A 17,896-nucleotide genomic window follows, 5' to 3' on the forward strand; every position below is an offset into this window, starting at 1 on the left:
CATTGCCCCTTTGCCGGATCTTGATTGCCCGCACGCCGGACACCACCACCGGGGATCGCCGTCGGGCCGGAAGGAGAAGCAACACGTGCACAGCTACCTCGTGACGGTCGTCGCCGCGCTCGCCGCGGCGGCGATCGCTCTTGCCGTGGTCGAGGTGGTGCACCGCCTCACCCGTCGCTGGGGCCGCAAATCACTGCTGCTGACCGAGTTGACCCAGCACGCGCACCGTTCGTTCCAGGTCGCCGCCACCGTGCTCGCCGTGCAGTTCGCCGTCCGGTTCAGCACCGGGTACGCGATCGGCACCGGCTGGCGCCAGGCCCTGCTGCACCTGCTGGTGCTGGCCGTGATCGCCACGGCGGCCTGGCTGGTCGCCTCGCTGCTGGTGGTGGTGGAGGACACCGCGCTCGCCCGGTTCCGGGTGGACGTGCCGGACAACCGGCACGCCCGGCGGGTACGCACCCAGGTGGTGATGCTGCGCCGGGTGACGATCGTGGTGATCGTCGTCATCACCCTCGGCGTGATGCTGATGACCTTCCCCGCTGTGCGGGGCATCGGTGCCGGCGTGCTGACCAGCGCCGGTGTGGTCGGTGTGGTCGCCGCCCTGGCCGCGCAGAGCCTGCTGGGCAACGTCTTCGCCGGCCTGCAACTGGCCTTCAGCGACGCGGTACGCCTCGACGACGTGGTGGTGGTCGAGGGGGAGTGGGGTCGGATCGAGGAGTTGACCCTCAGCTACGTGGTGGTCCAGGTCTGGGACGACCGGCGGTTGATCCTGCCGACCTCCTACTTCACCAGCAAGCCGTTCCAGAACTGGACCCGGACCGAGGCGAAGGTCCTGGGCACGGCCGAGTTCGAGGTCGACTGGTCGATCCCGGTGCAGGCCATGCGGGAGGAGCTGCGCCGACTGGTCGAGAGCACCGAGCTGTGGGACGGCCGGGTCTGTGTCCTCCAGGTCACCGACGCGACCGGCGGCACGATCAAGGTTCGCGCGCTGGTGAGCGCCAGCAACGCGGGGGCCCTGTGGGACCTGCGCTGCCTCGTGCGGGAACACCTGGTCGCCTGGGTACGCGACCACCGGCCCACCGCGATGCCCCGCCTGCGTACCGAGGTCGGCGACGGCGGTAGCGACCTGGCGTGGCAGTGGATCCAGCCGCGGCACTCGACGCGCCGCCGGACCGAGGCCGAGGTGCCCGACGACGCCCGGCTCTTCGGTGGCAGCGACGACGGCCACGCTCGCAACGAGGCCTTCGTCGGCCCCGACGAGACGGTCGAGGCCCGGCAGCCCGCCGAACCTCGCCGCTGACCACCTCGTTATCCACTCGGATGGGCAGGTTTGGCGCGGCGTCCGGTGGGGACGTGCTGCCCGACGCTTCTGCCCCCTTTTTCGGGAACAGGATTGACGAGCGGCGACTCCGGGCATACAGCGCGGTGATGACGAGAGGGGGACAGCATGGCTGACGTGGCGAACGCCCGTACGTCCCACAACGGGCGGATGGCCCACAACGGGACGGAGCCGTCCACCGCCGAACTGGTTCAGCGGGCGACCGAGCAGGTCTCGCGCCTGGTTCGGGACGAACTCACGCTGGCCCGCGCCGAGCTGACCGAGAAGGGCAAGCAGGCGGGCATCGGTGTCGGCCTGTTCGCCGGGGGCGGTGCCCTCGCCTTCTTCGGCCTGGGGGCACTGGTGACCGCCGCGATCCTCCTGCTGGCCCTGGTGCTGCCGGCGTGGGCTGCCGCGCTGATCGTGGCGGTGACCCTGTTCCTGGTCGCCGGCGTGCTGGCGCTGATCGGCAAGCGCCGGGTCAGCCGCGCGGTCCCGCCGGTGCCCGAGGCGACCGTGCGCAGCCTACGGGCCGACGTCGACGTGGTCAGCGCCGCGGTGAAGGACAGGGGACGGGCATGACAGGTAACGGTACGGGTGACACGGAGGCGCTGCGGGAGGAGATCCGGCGTACCCGCGTCGAGTTGGGCGAGACGATGGAGGCGCTGGCCGCCAAGGCCGACGTCAAGAAGCGACTGAAGTCCTCGGCGGACCAGGCGCGGGAGCGGGTACGCGAGCAGGCTGCGATGACGGTCGCCCGGGTGCGCGCCCAGGCCGGCCTGAACCACCAGCAGGGTCCGAGCCGCCCGGGACCCGCGCCGTTCATCGCGCTCGCGGCCGGTGCGCTCGCCGCCGCCGTGGTGTTGATGATCATTAGAGGGAGGCGTGCGTGAGCAAGGGAATCGGCAGGGCCGCCTACAAGCCGGTCGGCGTGCTGATGGGCTTCGCCGCCGGCGCGATCGCGGGCGCGGTCTTCCGGCAGGTGTGGAAGATGACCGCCGGTGACGGTGAGGCGCCCAACCCGACGGACGAGGACCGTCGCTGGGGTGAGATCCTCGCGGCGGCCGCCCTGCAGGGCGCCATCTTCTCGGTCGTCCGGGCGGCGGTGGACCGGGGCGGTGCGGTCGGCGTCCGTCGGCTGACCGGTAGTTGGCCGGACTGAAGGTTCGTCTCAAGGCCCTCTCGCCGGTTGCCGGTGAGGGGGCCTTTTGCCTTGCCCGACCGCTTCCGACCGACGGATTCGACGCATCCGTCAGGTCACATGTCGGAGAATTTCGTCGGCTAGGCTCTGCACAGTTTTTGCGTACGTGGTTAAGCTGTTCCACGCTGTTGAGAGACGGCGTGGGTTGAGAGAAGTCTCCTTCACCGGGGGCCGCCTCAGGCACCGCTGCTCGAAACGGCCAACCGGCCGCACGGTGTGCTCGGCCGCCAGTTTTAGAAGGAGATACACATGGCGCAGGGAACCGTGAAGTGGTTCAACGCTGACAAGGGCTTCGGCTTCATCACCGTCGACGGCGGGGGTGCTGACGTGTTCGTCCACTTCTCGGCCATCCAGACCAGCGGCTACCGCACGCTGGAGGAGAACCAGCGGGTGGAGTTCGAGATCGCCCAGGGCCAGAAGGGTCCGCAGGCCGAGCAGGTCCGCCCCCTCTGAGGCACCGGTCGGCGACCGTCGGCCACTGGCGAGGCAGTCCCCGAATCAGTGCGAAGCCCCGCGTCCCATCGGACGCGGGGCTTTCCGCATCGTCGTCGCGGTCGCCTCAGCGGCGGTCCCGGGTGCGGACGCCGAGCCAGAGCAGGGCCAACCCGACCAGTATCAGCAGCGGTCCGAGTACCGCCCAGATCCGCTGGCCGGTCATCACGCTGCCCTCGACGTAACCGAGGCCCTGCACCGTCCACACCGCACCCACCACCACGGCCAGCAGCCCGAGCGTCAGCCGGAGCCAACCGGTCATCACGGTCTGCCGCCGCGGTGGCTCGCCACCCGGCCGTGCGCCGCCGGGCGGCGCGGCCGGCCCACCACCGGTGGGCCCACCGTCGAACGGGCCGTCGCCGGGCCCACCGCTCACCATCGGTGGTGCACCTGGGGGCGGATCAGGTCGTCGTAGACCGCCGTCACCTCGGCCAGTTCCCCAGGGGACAGTGGGGCCTGGCCGGCCACGGCGGCGTTGCCGCGGGCCTGGGTGGCGTCGCGGGCACCGGGAATGACCACGGTTACGCCCGGTTGGTCGAGCACCCAGCGCAGCGCGAACTGGGCCATGGTGCGGTCCGCGCCCACCAGCGGGGCGATCCGTCGCACCGCGGCCAGGCCGGTGGTGAAGTCCACCCCGGAGAACGTCTCGCCGACGTCGAACGCCTCCCCGTGCCGGTTGTAGTTGCGATGATCGTCGGCGGCGAACGTGGTGTGCTCGTCGTAGCGGCCGGAGAGCAGGCCGCTGGCCAGCGGTACGCGGGCGATGATGCCGACCCCGGCGGCCGAGGCGGCCGGCAGCACCCGTTCGAGCGGCTTGTGGCGCAACGCGTTGAGGATGATCTGCACGCTGACCACCCCGGGGCGGGCGATCGCGGTGAGCGCCTCGTCGCAGGTCTCCACGCTGACGCCGTACGCGGCGATCCGCTTCTCGGTCACCAGAGTGTCGAGGGCGTCGAAGACCTCGTCGGTGCCGAAGACGGCCGTCGGCGGGCAGTGCAGCTGCACCAGGTCCAGTGTGTCCACGCCCAGGTTCGTCCGGGACCGGTCGGTCCACCGGCGGAAGTTGTCCAGGGTGTACGCCTCGGGCGTCTGCGCCACCCGCCGGCCCATCTTGGTCGCCACGGTCAGACCGGCGTCGGGATGTGCTGCCAGGAAACGTCCGATCAGCTGTTCGCTGCGCCCGTCACCGTAGACGTCGGCGGTGTCCAGGAAGGTGACCCCGGCGTCGACCGCGGCGGTCAGCACCGCCATCGCGTCGTCCTCGGTGACCGTGCCCCAGTCGGCGCCGAGCTGCCAGGCGCCGAGCCCGACCACGCCGACCTGGCGATCCATGCGGGGGAACGTGCGTTGCTCCATGCGGTGAGCCTAGTGACCCGGGTTGCCGCACCGGTGGCCGGGCCGTAATCTAACAAGACGGACGTACGGTTTGTGGGAGGTGGGCGCGGACATGTGGGATCCGACGGCGTACCTGCGCTACGGCGACGAGCGCTCCCGGCCCTTCCACGACCTGCTGGCCCGGGTGGCTGCCGACCGCCCCCGGCGGGTGGTCGACCTCGGATGCGGACCCGGCACCCTGACCGCCGTGCTCGCGGCCCGCTGGCCGCAGAGCCGGGTGGTCGGCCTGGACTCCTCGCCGGAGATGATCGCCCGGGCCGGCACGCTCGACGTCCCGGCCAGCTTCCAGGTAACGGACGTGCGCGACTGGCGTCCCGAGCCGGACACCGACGTGGTGGTCAGCAACGCGGTGCTCCAGTGGGTGCCCGGTCACCGGGACCTGCTCGTCCGCTGGGCCACCGAGCTGCCGGCCGGCGCCTGGCTGGCGGTGCAGGTGCCGGGAAACTTCGACGCACCCTCCCATCGGGCGCTGCGCGAGGTCGCCGGTCGCCCGCCGTGGCGGGCGGTGCTGAGCCCGCTGCTGCGGGAGGCGCCGGTCGCCGAACCGGTCGACTACGCCGGGTCGCTGGTCGCCGCGGGCTGCACCGTCGACGCCTGGGAGACTACCTACGTGCACCTGCTGGCGGCCGGTGGAGAACCGGACCACCCCGTGCTGACCTGGCTGGAGGGCACCGCCCTGCGCCCGGTCCGGGCGGCGCTGGACGCCGCCGGCTGGTCCGCCTTCCGGGCCGCGCTGGCGGTACGCCTCGCCGAGGCGTACCCGGTGCGGCGCGGCCAGGTGTACTTCCCGTTCCGACGGATCTTCTTCGTCGCCCGTACCGGTTCCGCCCAGGAGAACTCGTGACCGACCTGCGTACCTTCATCGCCGGACTGCCCAAGGTGGAGCTGCACGTGCACCACGTCGGCTCCGCCTCGCCCCGCATCGTGGCCGAGCTGGCCGCCCGGCACGAGGGACGCAGCCCCGTCCCGGCGGACCCGCAGCTGCTGGCCGACTATTTCGTCTTCCGCGACTTCGCCCACTTCGTCGAGTTGTACCTCAGCGTGGTGGACCTGGTCCGTGACCCGGACGACGTCTGGATCCTCACCCACGAGGTGGCCCGGGAGTTGGCCCGCCAGCAGGTTCGCTACGCCGAGCTGACCGTGACCCCCTACTCGCACGTGCACCGAGGCATCCCGGCACCGGCGTTCTGCGAGGCGATCGAGGACGCGCGAAAGCGGGCCGCCGCCGACTTCGGCATCGAGCTGCGCTGGTGCTTCGACATTCCCGGCGAGGCCGGCCTGCCGGCGGCCGAGGAGACGCTGCGGATCGCGCTCGACGAACGCCCCGACGGGTTGATCAGCTTCGGCCTCGGCGGCCCGGAGATCGGCGTGCCAAGGCCCCAGTTCAAGCCCTACTTCGACCAGGCTCGCGCCGCCGGGCTGCGGTCGGTGCCGCACGCCGGTGAGACCACCGGCCCGCAGACGATCTGGGACGCCCTGCACGAGCTGGGCGCGGAACGCATCGGCCACGGCATCTCCGCCGCGCAGGACCCGGACCTGCTCGGGTACCTGGCCGAGCGCCGGATCGCGTTGGAGGTCTGCCCGACGTCGAACGTGCGTACCCGGGCCGTGGCCCACATCGACGAGCATCCGTTGCGCCGGCTGGTCGACGCCGGGGTCCTGGTGACCATCAACTCCGACGATCCGCCGATGTTCGGCACCACCCTCGACGACGAGTACGCGGTCGCCGCCCGACTGCTCGACATCGGGCCGGACGGGGTGGCCGAGCTGGCCCGCAACGCGGTGACCGCGTCCTTCCTCGACGAGGCCGGCCGGCGGCGGATCCTGGCGGAGATCGACACCTATTCCGCCGACCGGCGCGGCTGACGCCGTCGCCCGGGTGGCGCCGGCCGCCGTCGCCCGGGTGCACCGGCCAGGTGGCGCGCGGCGGGAGGAGGTGTGGGGGGACCGTGTCTCCCGCCGCGCGCACGGCTCCACCGGCCGACGGCGCTGGGAGCGACAGGCCGGTGGAACTGCTGGGTTCGCCAGCGATCCTGTCAGCCGGGACCGGTCGGGTGGAACGGGGTTAATTCGGATCTAAGGAAGACTTGCGCCCTCGCACAACCCGAAGCGGCCGGCCCCCACTCCCGCGGCACCGGCCGTCAGCGGTCCGTCGGGCGTTGCCGGGGCCAGCGGCGGCCACCGGCCTTCTGCTCCCGGCCCTCCCGAGCCATCCGGCCCACCAGACCGAACCGGCTGACCTGGCGCGGCGTCGCCTCCGGGTCGGCCAGCAGCATCACCACACTCGCCCCGCCCAGGTGCGCCCGGTCGATGCTCACCGAGCCGTTGGCCTGCAACGCCACCCGCTTGGCGATGTCCAGCCCCAGGCCGGTGGAGCCCTGGTCGCTGGCGCCGCGCCGCAGGGCCCGATCGGGGTTGGCGATACCGGGGCCGGCGTCGTCGATCCGGATGGCCACGTAGCCGTCGCGTCGCGACACCGCCACCTCGAACGCGGTGCCCTGCGGGGTGTACCGGAACACGTTGCCGATCACGGCGTCCAGGGCGGCGGCCAACTCGGCCCGGGGAACCGGCGCGGGGATGCGCAACTGGGCACCGGAGACCCGGTGCGGGCGGTTCTGGTCACCGGCGAGGGCGGCCCAGAACACCATGCGGTCCCGGACCACCTCGCTTACGTCGCACATCGCCGGTGGCGCCGCCTCGGTCGCCACCGCCTTGCGGGTGGTCTTGATCAGGACATCGATCTCACCCTCCAGGGTGACGATCGCCTGCCGGATCCGCCGGATGCCGCGCCGGTAGTCCAGCTCGGCCTGGCTGAACGAGCCGACACTGGTGTCGTCGGACTCCAGTGCCTCGGCGTCGAGCCGCAGCACGGTCAACGGGGTACGCAGCCGGTGGGACAGGTCCGCCACCAGTTCCCGCTCCTCGGTGCGCGCCGCCACCAACCGTTGCGCCATCCGGTTGACCGCGTGGCCGGCCTCCACCAGCTCGCGCGGGCCGTTCGGCTCGACACGTACGCCCAGGTCGCCGTCGCCGATCGCGAGCGCCGCCTTGACCAGTGCCCGGCTCGCGTCGGCCGCCCGGGCGGCGAGCCGGTCCACCACCAGCATCGCGGCGCCCACAAGCGCGACGGCCACTCCGATCAGCAGCCACCACCGGCCACCACCGCCGTCGAGCGCGGTGTCCGGCACGAAGACCTCGACCACGGCGGTCCGCTCGCCCAGCACCACCGGATCGAGCCGCAGCACCCCGCCGTCGACGTCGACGACGAGCGACCGTCCCTGCTCCCGGGCCTGCGCGAGGTGCGCCGCGTCGGCCCGCCCGGTGGTGGAGTCCACGTCGAGCCCGTGCACGACCGGCCGGGTGGCCGGGTCGCCACCGCTGGCCTCGATCGCCCGGGTCACCACCTCCGACTCGGTGCTGACGGCGAGCGCCCCGGTCACCAACGCGCTGCGCCGGGCCGCGTCGGCGATCGCCTCCTCCCGGGCCTGCCCGCCGAGGGTCAGCCCGAGCGGCACGAGGAAGGCCAGTGCCAGCAGGGTGCCCACGCCGGCCGTCAACAGGGCCAGCGTCGGTCTCAGTCCGGCGCCACCAGCCGGAAGCCCACCCCCCGCACGGTGCGCAGGTAGCGTGGCTTCGCCGCGGACTCGCCCATTTTGCGCCGTAGCCAGTACAGGTGAACGTCGATGGTCTGATCCTCGCCGACCGATGGCTGCCGCCATACCTCCTCCAAGAGCTCCCGCCGGGACACTACCCGGCCAGGACGGGCGGCGAGATACGCCAGCAGGTCGAATTCCTTGCGGGTCAGTGCCAGCGCCGCACCGTCGAGGTGGGCGCTGCGCTCGCCGACGTCCACCCGCAGCCCACCGACGCTGTGCACGGCCGGCTGGGCGGAGCGGCTGGCCCGGCCCGCGCGGCGCAGCACCGTGGTGATCCGGGCGTCCAGGTGCGCGCCGGTGAACGGCTTGATCATGTAGTCGTCGGCACCGGCTCGCAGCAGCTTGACCACGGACTGCTCGTCGTCGCGGGCGGTCGCGATGATGATCGGCACGTCGGTGATGCCCCGGAGCATCCGCAGCGCGTCCGAGCCGTCCAGATCCGGCAGGCCGAGGTCGAGCACCACCAGGTCCGGCGTCTCGGCCGCGACCCGGCGCAACGCGTCCAACGCGGTGCCCACCGCGTGTACCGCGTGACCCCGGTCGGTGAGGGAGCGAAGCATCGCGCCGCGTACGACGTGATCGTCTTCGACCAGGAGGACGGTGGCCACCCAAGCACGGTACTCGGGACGGCAAGTGCGCCGTGATTGCGCCCACCCCTGGTACCGGTCAAGCTGGTGTGACCATGACGTTCACCCTCTTTCCGGACACCCGCCTGGCCCTCGCCCGGGACAGCCTCGTCGGCCTGTCGGTCGGCGACGCCCTCGGCTCACAGTTCTTCGTTCCCGGCCGGCACCCCGCCGACCTGACCGCCGACCGGCTGCCGCCACCGCCCTGGCAGTGGACCGACGACACCGAGATGGCCTGCTCGGTGCTGGCCCAGCTGGCCGAGGCGGGTCGGATCGACCGGGACGCTCTGGCGCTCGACTTCGCCCAACGCTGCGAGCCGTACCGTGGCTACGGGCCGGGAGCGGTGCGCATCCTGCGCCTGATCCGGACCGGCACCCCGTGGCCGGTCGCCGCCGCGTCCGCGTTCGACGGGCAGGGCTCCTGCGGCAACGGCGCGGCGATGCGGGTCGCCCCGCTGGGGGCGTACTTCGCCGACTCGACCAGCCGGGTGGTCGAGGCGGCGCAGGCGTCGGCCGAGGTGACCCACGCCCACCCGGAGGGGATCGCCGGCGCGGTGGCGGTCGCGGTGGCCGCCGCCCGAGCCGTCCGGGCCCGACTGGACGGGGACCGGCCGGACCCGGGTCGCCTGCTCGCCGGCGTCGCCGCCGCGGTGGACCCGGCGACCGAGGTCCACCGCAGCGTACGCCGGGCGGCGGAGTTGCTCGGCCGGCCGCTGCCGGAGGTGGTGGACGCACTCGGCAACGGCTCCCGCGTCACCGCGCAGGACACCGTCGCCTTCACCTGCTGGGTCGCCGCCACCCACCTGGACGACTATCCGGCCGCGGTACGCGCCTGCGTCGCGGCGGGCGGCGACGTGGACACCACCGCCGCCATCGTCGGTGGGATCGTCGCCGCGTACACCGGGGTGGCCACCGGGCGTGGGGTGCCCGCCGACTGGCTGGCCGCCCGGGAGCCGCTACCCGACTGGGCCGGCTGACCCGGAGCCGCGCCCGCCGCGCCGTCCGCTGAGCGGACCGGCTGACCCGGACGTGCCGTGCCCGGCTCTGAGCGGGCCGGCTGACCCGGACCCGCCGCGCCCGTCGCTCAGCGCCGTACGCCCGCCTCGACCACGTCGGAGCCGGCACCCTCGGACGTCCCCGCCGCACCGGCGGCGCCCGCCGCACCGCCGGGCGTCCCGACGTCGACCGTTGCGGCTGCCGGCTGCTCGGCGGGCGGCTCCTCGTCGAGCACCGAACGGTCGATCTCCTCGGTGGCGGCGCGGCGTCGGCGGCTGATCAGCCAACCCACCACCGCGCCGCCGCCGAGGCCGGCGACCAGCCCGGCGGCGAGCAGGCTGTTGGCGTTCGGGCCGCCGTCGGAGGTGGCGGTGGTGGGCGGCGCCGCGGCGGGCGCCGCGCCGCCGGGGGGCGCGCCGTGTCCACCGTGGGCGCCCGGGTAGGCCGGGTCGCCGGGCACCAGCGTGAGCGCCGGCAGCGGACGCTGGCCGGGACCGGCGCCCCAGCGCACCTGGAGACCGTCGGCGTACGTCTGCACCAGCTCGAAGTTCAACCGTTCGGTCTGCGGCAGCGGGGCCATCGAGAACACCAGCCGAGCCGGGCCCTCGCCCGCCTGGCCCGTCGCCCGCGACCAGATCAGCGAGGCGGTCACCACGTCGGTGGCCGGGCCGTGCATGCCGGACACCGGCCGGTCCAGCTTCCGGGTGGTGATCGTCGGCGCCCAGCCCTCGACCGACAGCGGGTACACCTCGGCGATCGGCGGATCCTCGGGGATCGCGATCTCGATCTTCTCGGTACGGACACCGGGCCGTTCGTCGGGCACCACGAATTCGAGCTTCACCGCGTTGCCCTGCTGTGCCTCGGTCGGGGTGAAGGTCACCCCGTCGGCCCACGCCGTGGCGGGCCAGAGCAGCACCACGGCCGTGGCCAGGGCGGCCACCAGCGCGCCCCGGCGTCGACGGCTCGGGCCGTGCGTCATCGCCATCTGGGTTCCCATCCGTGTCCACGCGGCCGGAACCGGCTCCGGCCACACCCGGTAGTTCGGATCCGGGGCCGGAAAGGTTCAACGGTGGCGGGAATCGCCTGCCGTCGGTGTCGACGGCGGTGACGTCCCGGGCGCCCGATAGCATCAGTGCGCCGACATCGGCACCATCCGTCACGTCTGCTGCGAGGAGTCATCCGTGTCCGCACCCCGTACCCCCGCCGTGGCCGACCCCGTCGTCGTCGCCGCCGGGACCACGGCGGCCGACGCGGTGGCCGCGGCCGGGCTGCCCACCAACGGCCCCCGGGCGATCGTGGTGGTCCGCGACCCGCACGGCGTGCTGCGCGACCTGGACTGGCGACCCGCCGAGGAGACGACCGTCGAACCGGTCGCGCTGGACTCCCCGGACGGGCTGAACGTGCTGCGCCACTCCACGGCCCACGTGCTGGCCCAGGCCGTGCAGGACATCTTCCCGCAGGCGAAGCTCGGCATCGGCCCGCCGATCGACAACGGCTTCTACTACGACTTCGCGGTGGACAAGCCGTTCCAGCCCGACGACCTGGCCAAGCTCGAGAAGCGGATGCAGGAGATCGTCAAGTCGGGGCAGCGGTTCCGGCGTCGCCGCTTCGACAGCCTGGACGAGGCGAAGACCGAGCTGGCGGCCGAGCCGTTCAAGCTGGAGCTGATCGACGTCAAGGGCGAGGGACTGGACTCGTCCGAGGTGATGGAGGTCGGCGGCGGTGAGCTGACCATCTACGACAACCTCGCCGCCGACGAGGACAAGGTCTGCTGGTCGGACCTGTGCCGGGGGCCGCACCTGCCCAACACTCGGCTGATCGGCGCGTTCAAGCTGATGCGTTCGGCCGCCGCGTACTGGCGGGGGTCGGAGAAGAACCCGCAGTTGCAACGGGTCTACGGCACCGCGTGGCCGACCCGCGACGGGTTGAAGGCGTACCTGAAGCTGCTGGAGGAGGCCGCCCGGCGCGACCACCGCAAGCTCGGCGCGGACCTGGACCTGTTCAGCTTCCCCGACGAGATCGGCTCGGGCCTCGCGGTCTTCCATCCCAAGGGCGGCATCATTCGCCGGGAGCTGGAGGACTACTCGCGTCGCCGCCACGAGGAGGCGGGGTACGAGTTCGTCAACAGCCCGCACATCACCAAGGCGCAGCTCTTCGAGACCTCGGGCCACCTGCCGTACTACGCCGACACGATGTTCCCGCCCATGCAGTTGGAGGGCGCGGAGTACTACCTCAAGGCGATGAACTGCCCGATGCACAACCTGATCTTCAGGTCGCGCGGACGGTCCTACCGTGAGCTGCCGCTGCGGCTGTTCGAGTTCGGCACCGTCTACCGGTACGAGAAGTCGGGTGTGGTGCACGGCCTGACCCGGGTACGCGGTCTGACCCAGGACGACTCGCACATCTACTGCACCCGGGAGCAGATGCCCGGCGAGCTGACCACCCTGCTGTCGTTCGTGCTGGACCTGCTGCGCGACTACGGCCTGGACGACTTCTACCTGGAGCTGTCCACCCGCGACGACTCGCCGAAGTTCATCGGCTCCGACGACGACTGGGCCGAGGCCACCGAGGCGCTGCGTACCGCCGCCGAGACCTCCGGCCTGCAACTGGTGCCGGACCCGGGCGGCGCCGCCTTCTACGGTCCGAAGATCTCCGTGCAGGCCAAGGACGCCATCGGCCGGACCTGGCAGATGTCCACCATCCAGGTCGACTTCAACCAGCCGGAGCGGTTCGGCCTGGAGTACCAGGCCGCCGACGGCACCCGGCAGCGGCCCGTCATGATTCACCGGGCTCTCTTCGGCTCGATCGAACGGTTCTTCGGCGTGCTCACCGAGCACTACGCCGGGGCGTTCCCGGCCTGGCTGGCCCCGGTGCAGGTGGTCGGCATCCCGATCCGCGACGACCACACCGACTACCTGCACGGCTTCGTCGCCGCGCTGCGCGCGGAGGGGATCCGGGCCCAGGTGGACGCCGGTGACGAGCGGATGCAGAAGAAGATCCGCACCGCACAGCAGCAGAAGATCCCGTTCATGGTGATCGCCGGCGACGACGACGTGGCCGCCGGCACCGTCTCGTTCCGCTACCGGGACGGCTCCCAGCGCAACGGGGTACCGCTGGCCGAGGCGGTCACCCACGTCCTGGACGTGGTCACCTCCCGGACCAACACCGGCCCCTCCGCCGAGATGTGACGGCCGGTCAGGGCCGTAGGATCGCCGGTGTGACTGGGGCGGAGGAGCACACCGACGACAGGGACATGGCCGACGGGCTGGACCGGCTCTGGACGCCCCACCGGATGACGTACATCTCCGGGGAGGACCGGCCCGAGGGAGGTTACGAGCGACCTTCGGGGTGCCCGTTCTGCCTGGCCCCGGCCCGCCCGCCGGAGGAGAGCCTGGTCGTGGCACGTGGCGGGCACGTGTTCGTGGTGCTCAACCTGTACCCGTACAACCCGGGGCACCTGCTGGTCTGCCCGTACCGGCACGTGGCCGACTACACCGACCTGGACGGGCCGGAGACCGCCGAGCTGGCGTCGTTCACCCAGGCCGCCATGCGGGTCATCCGCAAGGTCAGCAGCGCCCACGGCTTCAACCTGGGCATGAACCAGGGCGGGGTGGCCGGTGCCGGCATCGCCGCCCACCTGCACCAGCACGTGGTGCCCCGGTGGGGCGGCGACGCCAACTTCATGCCGGTGATCGGGCGCACCAAGGTCCTGCCGCAACTGCTGGGCGACACCCGCGACCTGCTCGCCCGCGCCTGGCCCGCCTGATCCCGCTCGCGCCGCGCCGTCTCCGCTCGCGCGCGGCGGCGACCTCTTGGTACGCGCCCTTTGCTCTGCTTCAACCCACGCGGCGGTCACGCAGTGAAGTCGCTACGTATCGGTAAGCAGAGCAAAGGCGACGCGGCGAGGAAGGGGATTCGCCGGCCATCCGCAGGTCGTCCGCGCCGCGGCGCGGCAGCGACGGAACCGCGCCGGATCGGCCGCCGGTCGGGTGATCCGTTCGCCCGTCGGTGCCCGTACGGATGATCGTGCTGGATCTTCGTCAACATCCGTCCGAAAGATGGCACGATGCGCCGGTGGTGGAGTCGACGCGGACACTGGGCCGCAGCGGCATCGCGGTCAGTGCCCTGGGCATGGGCTGCTGGGCGATCGCCGGCCCGTGGACGGTGGGGCGCATGCCGCTGGGCTGGGGGGCCGTCGACGACGAGGAGTCGGTCCGGGCGATCCGCCGCGCGCTCGACCTCGGCGTGACCCTCTTCGACACCGCCGACAGCCACGGCGCGGGACACGGTGAACGGGTCCTCGGGCGGGCCCTGGGCGGCCGCCGTGACGAGGCGGTGATCGCCACGAAGTGGGGGTACACGTTCGACGAGCGGACCCGGCAGGGCATCGGGCCCGATGCCTCACCGGCGTACCTGCGGCGGGCGGTCCGGGACTCGCTGCGCCGTCTCGGCACCGACCGGATCGACCTCTATCAGCTGCACCTGGCCGACCTGCCGGTGCCCCGCGCCCACGAGCTGATCGGCGCGTTGGAGGAGCTGGTGGCCGACGGTCTGGTCCGCGCGTACGGCTGGAGCACCGACCGGGCCGACCGGGCGGCGGCCCTCGGGCACGACGCCCCGCACGCCACGGCCGTGCAGCACGGCCTGTCGGTGCTGCGGGACGCGCCCGACCTGCTCGCCGTCTGCGAGAAGTACGACCTGGCCAGCGTCAACCGTGGTCCGCTCGGCATGGGGCTGCTCACCGGCAAGTACCGTCCCGAGTCGGTGCTGCCCCGCGACGACGTGCGCGGAACGACCTCGGGTTGGCTGGAGTGGTTCCGGGGCGGGCGGCCGGCACCGGAGTGGCTGCGTCGGGTGCAGGCGGTCCGGGCGGCGTTGACCGCCGACGGGCGCACCCTGGCCCAGGGGGCGCTGGGCTGGATCTGGGCCCGCAGCGACCGGACCGTCCCGATCCCGGGCTGCCGCACCGTCGCCCAGGTCGAGGAGAACGCCGCCGCGCTCGCCCTCGGCCCACTCGCCGCCGACCACTTCGCCGAGGTGGAACGGCAATTGGCCGCGCTGCGGGCCGCCGCGCTGCGGGAGGCCGACCGCCCCTACTGGCCCAGCCCGATGCTGCCCACCGCCCGCCCCTGACCGGTCAGCCGTGCTCCTTGCGGATCTGGTCGGCCAGGTGGGCGGGCATCGGGTCGTAGCGGACGAAGTGGCGCCGGAAGGTGCCGGCTCCGGAGGTCATCGCCCGCAGCTCCACGGCGTACCGCAGCAGCTCCGTGGCGGGCACCTCGGCGCGTACCAGAGTGCGCCCCTCGGCGGCCGGGTCCGGTTCGGTGCCGAGCACCCGGCCGCGCCGGCCGGACAGGTCGCCCATCACCGCGCCCACGTTGACGTCGGGCACCCGCACCGTCACCTCGTCGACCGGCTCCAGCAGCGCCGGCTGCCCCCGGTCGGCGGCGTCGCGCAGGGCCAGCGCCCCGGCGGTCTGGAACGCGGCGTCGGAGGAGTCCACGCTGTGCGCCTTGCCGTCGACGAGCGTCACCCGCAGGTCCACCACCGGATGGCCGGCGACCAGGCCGCGCTCCATCTGGGCGCGTACCCCCTTGTCCACCGACGGGATGTAGTTGTGCGGGACCGCGCCGCCGACCACCCGGTCGACGAACTCGAAGCCCGCACCGCGCGGCAGCGGCTCCACCTCGATGTCGCAGACGGCGTACTGCCCGTGCCCACCGGACTGCTTGACGTGCCGGCCGTGGCCCCGGGTCGGCACGGTGAGCGTCTCCCGCAGCGCCACCCGCACCGGCTCGGTGTCCAGCTCGACGCCGCCCGCGCGCAGTCGGTCGAGGACCACGTCGGCGTGCGCCTCGCCCATGCACCACAGCACCAGCTGGTGGGTCTCCGGGTTGCGCTCCAGCCGCATCGTCGGGTCACCGGCGACCAGGCGGCCGAGGTTACGGGCCAGGGCGTCCTCGTCGGACCGGGACTTCGCCACGATCGCCACCGGCAGCAGCGGCTCCGGCATCTCCCACGGGGCGATCAGCAACGGGTTCTCCTTGGCGGAGATGGTGTCGCCGGTCTCCGCGCTGCCGGACTTGGTGATCGCGCAGATGTCACCGGCCACCGCCACGCCCACCTCCCGCAGGGTGGCACCGAGCGGGCTGTAGAGGTGGGCGACCCGCTCGTCGGCGTCATGGTCGGGGTGGCCGCGTTCGGCCAGACCGTGCCCGGACACGTGCACGGTCTGCTCGGCGCGCAGCGTGCCGGAGAAGACCCGGACGACGCAGACCCGCCCGACGTGCCGGTCGATGGTGGTCCGTACCACCTCGGCGACCAGCGGGCCGTCCGGATCGCAGGTCAGCGGCGGTCGTGGGGAGCCGTCCACCCCGGTCACCGCGGGCAGCGCGTGCTCCGGCGGGGCGGGGAAGCCGGCGGTGAGCACCTCCAGCAGCGCGTCCACGCCGACCCCGGTCGCCGCGCAGACCGGCACCACCGGATAGAAGTGGCCGCGGGCGACCGCCTTCTCCAGGTCCTCCACCAGGATGGCGGCGTCGATCTCCTCGCCTTCGAGATACCGGTCCATCAGGGTCTCGTCTTCGCTCTCGGCGATGATCCCCTCGATCAACTCGTTGCGGGACTCGACGATGGCCGGCAGGTGCTCCGGGTCGGGCTCACGCACCTGCGGCGGCAGCCCACCCGTGTAGTCGAAGACCCGCCGCGTGATCAGCCCCAGCAGGCCGACGGTGGATTCACCGTCGTCACCGAGCATCGGCAGGTAGAGCGGGAGCACGTTGTCGCCGAAGACCCGCTGGCACAGCGCCACCGCCTCGTCGAAGTCGGCGCGGGGGTGGTCCAGCCGGGCCACCGCCACCGCCCGGGGCATGTCCACCGCCGCGCACTCCTCCCACAGCGCCGCGGTGGCCGCGTCCATCCCGTCGACCGCCGAGACCACGAAGAGGGCGGCGTCCGCGGCCCGCAACCCGGCGCGCAGCTCACCGACGAAGTCGGCGTAGCCGGGCGTGTCGAGCAGATTGATCTTGACCCCGTCGTGCAGCAGCGGCGCGCAGGCCAGGGCGACCGAACGCTGCTGGCGGACGGCGGCCGGGTCATGATCGCAGACGGTGGTGCCGTCGGTGACCGAGCCGGCCCGGGAAATCGTGCCGGAGGCCGCGAGCAACGCCTCGACAAGTGTCGTCTTGCCCGCTCCGGAGTGCCCGACGAGCACCACGTTGCGGATCCTGGCGGGGTCGGTCACCACCGGTACGCCGGTGGCCCCCTTGTCCTGACTCCTCTGCGCCATCGGGCGCACCTCCCTCAGCCGGTGGTGGTGGGTGGCGACCGCCGCACGCGACGGGGACACGGCCCGGGCGGGGTGCTGCGGCGATATCCTCCGGTGACTAGCTGGGGACCGGGCAGTCAACAGGCGGCGGGGTGAGCCGGGTCACCCTTCTGGCTCGATCTCACACCCGATGCCGGGCCGACACAACCCTCTCCGGCCAGCCGCCGCGCCGGGTCGAGCGTGGCTGGTCAGCCGGGCGGTGTCGCCCGTTCAGGGCGGACCGTTATCGTGGGACCGCCATGGCGAAGATCTTCCAAGTGTCGGCCCGCGCGGGGATGACCCGCGTCGTCGAGCCGATCGCCCGCAGCCTGCTGCGCGCGGGCGTGTCCCCCAACGCGGTCACCGTCGCGGGCACCCTCGGGGTGCTCGTCGGCGCGCTCGGCTTCGGCGCCCGCGGCCACCTGGTCGCCGGAGCGCTGATCGTGACGGTCTTCGCGCTCACCGACCTGCTCGACGGGACGATGGCCCGGATGAGCGGCGGGTCGACCCGGTTCGGCGCGTTCCTCGACTCCAGCATGGACCGGGTCGCCGACAGCGCGGTGTTCGGCGCGGTCGCCTTCTACCTGGCCACCGAGGGCGACCGCGCGGGGCTGGCCGCCGCGCTGATCTGCCTGGCCGCCGGAGGGCTCGTGTCGTACGTCAAGGCCCGCGCCGAAGGGCTCGGGATGACCTGCAACGTGGGCATCGCCGAGCGTACGGAGCGACTGCTGATCGTCGGTGTCGGCGGCCTGCTCGCCGAGCTGGTCCACCCGGTGGCGCTGCCGATCGCGCTCTGGCTGCTCGCGGCGGTGTCCCTGTTCACCGTCGGCCAGCGGATGCGGCACGTGTACCGGCAGGCCCAGCAGGTCGACGTGCCGGGCGGCCAGGGGTGAGCGGCACAGCCGG

At 72.8% G+C, this 17,896-nt stretch carries 18 protein-coding genes; 12 read left to right on the top strand and 6 right to left on the bottom strand.

From position 1 onward, the window contains the following. Positions 1-85 precede the first annotated feature (85 nt). The 5 genes from O7597_RS22005 to O7597_RS22025 all read left to right on the top strand — a co-directional run bounded on the left by O7597_RS22005 (position 86) and on the right by O7597_RS22025 (position 2,972). Positions 86-1,300 (top strand): mechanosensitive ion channel domain-containing protein, encoded by a 1,215-nt coding sequence (locus O7597_RS22005; protein WP_269738865.1) that lies wholly within the window; start codon positions 86-88, stop codon positions 1,298-1,300. A 147-nt stretch (positions 1,301-1,447) separates the two neighbouring features. Next, entirely contained in the window at positions 1,448-1,900 is a 453-nt protein-coding gene (locus O7597_RS22010) for a phage holin family protein (RefSeq protein ID WP_269738864.1), read from the top strand. Beyond that, the gene (locus O7597_RS22015) at positions 1,897-2,211 is read left to right on the top strand and encodes a DUF3618 domain-containing protein (protein WP_269738863.1); all 315 of its coding nucleotides are present in this window, start codon (positions 1,897-1,899) and stop codon (positions 2,209-2,211) included. The genes O7597_RS22010 and O7597_RS22015 overlap by 4 nt, the downstream gene beginning before the upstream one ends. Continuing rightward, entirely contained in the window at positions 2,208-2,480 is a 273-nt protein-coding gene (locus O7597_RS22020; RefSeq protein ID WP_164445246.1) for a DUF4235 domain-containing protein, read from the top strand. The genes O7597_RS22015 and O7597_RS22020 overlap by 4 nt, the downstream gene beginning before the upstream one ends. 288 nt (positions 2,481-2,768) lie before the next feature. Further along, entirely contained in the window at positions 2,769-2,972 is a 204-nt protein-coding gene (locus tag O7597_RS22025; protein ID WP_011905669.1) for a cold-shock protein, read from the top strand. A gap of 106 nt (positions 2,973-3,078) precedes the next feature. Here the strand turns inward: O7597_RS22025 and O7597_RS22030 are convergent, their stop codons facing one another. Together O7597_RS22030 and O7597_RS22035 are read right to left on the bottom strand one after the other, a co-directional pair. Further along, a complete protein-coding gene (locus tag O7597_RS22030; RefSeq protein ID WP_269742582.1) occupies positions 3,079-3,273 on the bottom strand; it encodes a hypothetical protein in 195 nt (64 codons plus the stop codon). Between the two features lie 110 nt (positions 3,274-3,383). After that, the gene (locus O7597_RS22035) at positions 3,384-4,367 is read right to left on the bottom strand and encodes an aldo/keto reductase (RefSeq protein ID WP_269738862.1); all 984 of its coding nucleotides are present in this window, start codon (positions 4,365-4,367) and stop codon (positions 3,384-3,386) included. 91 nt (positions 4,368-4,458) lie between these two features. Here O7597_RS22035 and O7597_RS22040 point away from each other — a divergent pair, with 91 nt between their 5' ends. Further along, entirely contained in the window at positions 4,459-5,250 is a 792-nt protein-coding gene (locus O7597_RS22040; protein WP_269738861.1) for a trans-aconitate 2-methyltransferase, read from the top strand. Further along, positions 5,247-6,272: an adenosine deaminase gene (locus O7597_RS22045; protein ID WP_269738860.1), complete on the top strand. Its 1,026-nt coding sequence runs from the start codon at positions 5,247-5,249 to the stop codon at positions 6,270-6,272. Before O7597_RS22040 ends, O7597_RS22045 begins: the two co-directional genes overlap by 4 nt. Positions 6,273-6,547: 275 nt before the next feature. On the opposite strand, the gene O7597_RS22050 is transcribed toward O7597_RS22045, so the two are convergent. Further along, a complete protein-coding gene (locus tag O7597_RS22050; protein ID WP_269738859.1) occupies positions 6,548-7,963 on the bottom strand; it encodes a HAMP domain-containing sensor histidine kinase in 1,416 nt (471 codons plus the stop codon). Positions 7,964-7,980: 17 nt separating this feature from the next. Beyond that, positions 7,981-8,670 carry a response regulator transcription factor gene (locus O7597_RS22055; protein ID WP_210824668.1) on the bottom strand — a complete coding sequence of 230 codons (690 nt, stop codon included), beginning with the start codon at positions 8,668-8,670 and terminating at the stop codon, positions 7,981-7,983. 74 nt (positions 8,671-8,744) lie between these two features. On the opposite strand from O7597_RS22055, the gene O7597_RS22060 reads away from it, so the two are divergent. Then, a complete protein-coding gene (locus tag O7597_RS22060; protein WP_281580569.1) occupies positions 8,745-9,665 on the top strand; it encodes an ADP-ribosylglycohydrolase family protein in 921 nt (306 codons plus the stop codon). Positions 9,666-9,772: 107 nt separating this feature from the next. On the opposite strand, the gene O7597_RS22065 is transcribed toward O7597_RS22060, so the two are convergent. After that, positions 9,773-10,669 (bottom strand): DUF1775 domain-containing protein, encoded by an 897-nt coding sequence (locus O7597_RS22065; protein WP_281580570.1) that lies wholly within the window; start codon positions 10,667-10,669, stop codon positions 9,773-9,775. Between the two features lie 196 nt (positions 10,670-10,865). On the opposite strand from O7597_RS22065, the gene thrS reads away from it, so the two are divergent. The 3 genes from thrS (at position 10,866) to O7597_RS22080 (ending at position 14,817) form a co-directional block, all read left to right on the top strand. Further along, on the top strand, positions 10,866-12,872 hold the full coding sequence (gene thrS, locus O7597_RS22070; RefSeq protein ID WP_269738856.1) for a threonine--tRNA ligase: 2,007 nt from the start codon (positions 10,866-10,868) through the stop codon (positions 12,870-12,872). A gap of 65 nt (positions 12,873-12,937) precedes the next feature. Beyond that, positions 12,938-13,450, top strand: a complete 513-nt coding sequence (locus O7597_RS22075; protein WP_269742581.1) for an HIT domain-containing protein — start codon at positions 12,938-12,940, stop codon at positions 13,448-13,450. 308 nt (positions 13,451-13,758) lie between these two features. After that, positions 13,759-14,817, top strand: a complete 1,059-nt coding sequence (locus O7597_RS22080) for an aldo/keto reductase (protein WP_281580571.1) — start codon at positions 13,759-13,761, stop codon at positions 14,815-14,817. 4 nt (positions 14,818-14,821) lie between these two features. On the opposite strand, the gene O7597_RS22085 is transcribed toward O7597_RS22080, so the two are convergent. Further along, positions 14,822-16,972: an elongation factor G-like protein EF-G2 gene (locus O7597_RS22085; RefSeq protein ID WP_281580572.1), complete on the bottom strand. Its 2,151-nt coding sequence runs from the start codon at positions 16,970-16,972 to the stop codon at positions 14,822-14,824. Between the two features lie 278 nt (positions 16,973-17,250). Between O7597_RS22085 and pgsA the strand changes: the two genes are divergently transcribed. Beyond that, positions 17,251-17,883 (top strand): phosphatidylinositol phosphate synthase, encoded by a 633-nt coding sequence (gene pgsA, locus O7597_RS22090; RefSeq protein WP_269738853.1) that lies wholly within the window; start codon positions 17,251-17,253, stop codon positions 17,881-17,883. The last annotated feature ends 13 nt before the right edge of the window (positions 17,884-17,896 follow it).

This window comes from Verrucosispora sp. WMMC514 (assembly GCF_027497295.1).
Classification (GTDB): domain Bacteria; phylum Actinomycetota; class Actinomycetes; order Mycobacteriales; family Micromonosporaceae; genus Micromonospora; species Micromonospora palythoicola.

Excerpts from the sequence above, each read along its gene's own strand:
- O7597_RS22035 (WP_269738862.1), bottom strand. The coding sequence starts at position 4,367 with ATGGAGCAACGCACGTTCCCCCGCATGGATCGCCAGGTCGGCGTGGTC.
- O7597_RS22060 (WP_281580569.1), top strand. The coding sequence starts at position 8,745 with ATGACGTTCACCCTCTTTCCGGACACCCGCCTGGCCCTCGCCCGGGAC.
- O7597_RS22040 (WP_269738861.1), top strand. The coding sequence starts at position 4,459 with ATGTGGGATCCGACGGCGTACCTGCGCTACGGCGACGAGCGCTCCCGG.
- O7597_RS22015 (WP_269738863.1), top strand. The coding sequence starts at position 1,897 with ATGACAGGTAACGGTACGGGTGACACGGAGGCGCTGCGGGAGGAGATC.
- O7597_RS22030 (WP_269742582.1), bottom strand. The coding sequence starts at position 3,273 with ATGACCGGTTGGCTCCGGCTGACGCTCGGGCTGCTGGCCGTGGTGGTG.
- O7597_RS22065 (WP_281580570.1), bottom strand. The coding sequence starts at position 10,669 with ATGGCGATGACGCACGGCCCGAGCCGTCGACGCCGGGGCGCGCTGGTG.
- O7597_RS22010 (WP_269738864.1), top strand. The coding sequence starts at position 1,448 with ATGGCTGACGTGGCGAACGCCCGTACGTCCCACAACGGGCGGATGGCC.
- O7597_RS22085 (WP_281580572.1), bottom strand. The coding sequence starts at position 16,972 with ATGGCGCAGAGGAGTCAGGACAAGGGGGCCACCGGCGTACCGGTGGTG.
- O7597_RS22025 (WP_011905669.1), top strand. The coding sequence starts at position 2,769 with ATGGCGCAGGGAACCGTGAAGTGGTTCAACGCTGACAAGGGCTTCGGC.
- O7597_RS22075 (WP_269742581.1), top strand. The coding sequence starts at position 12,938 with ATGGCCGACGGGCTGGACCGGCTCTGGACGCCCCACCGGATGACGTAC.
- pgsA (WP_269738853.1), top strand. The coding sequence starts at position 17,251 with ATGGCGAAGATCTTCCAAGTGTCGGCCCGCGCGGGGATGACCCGCGTC.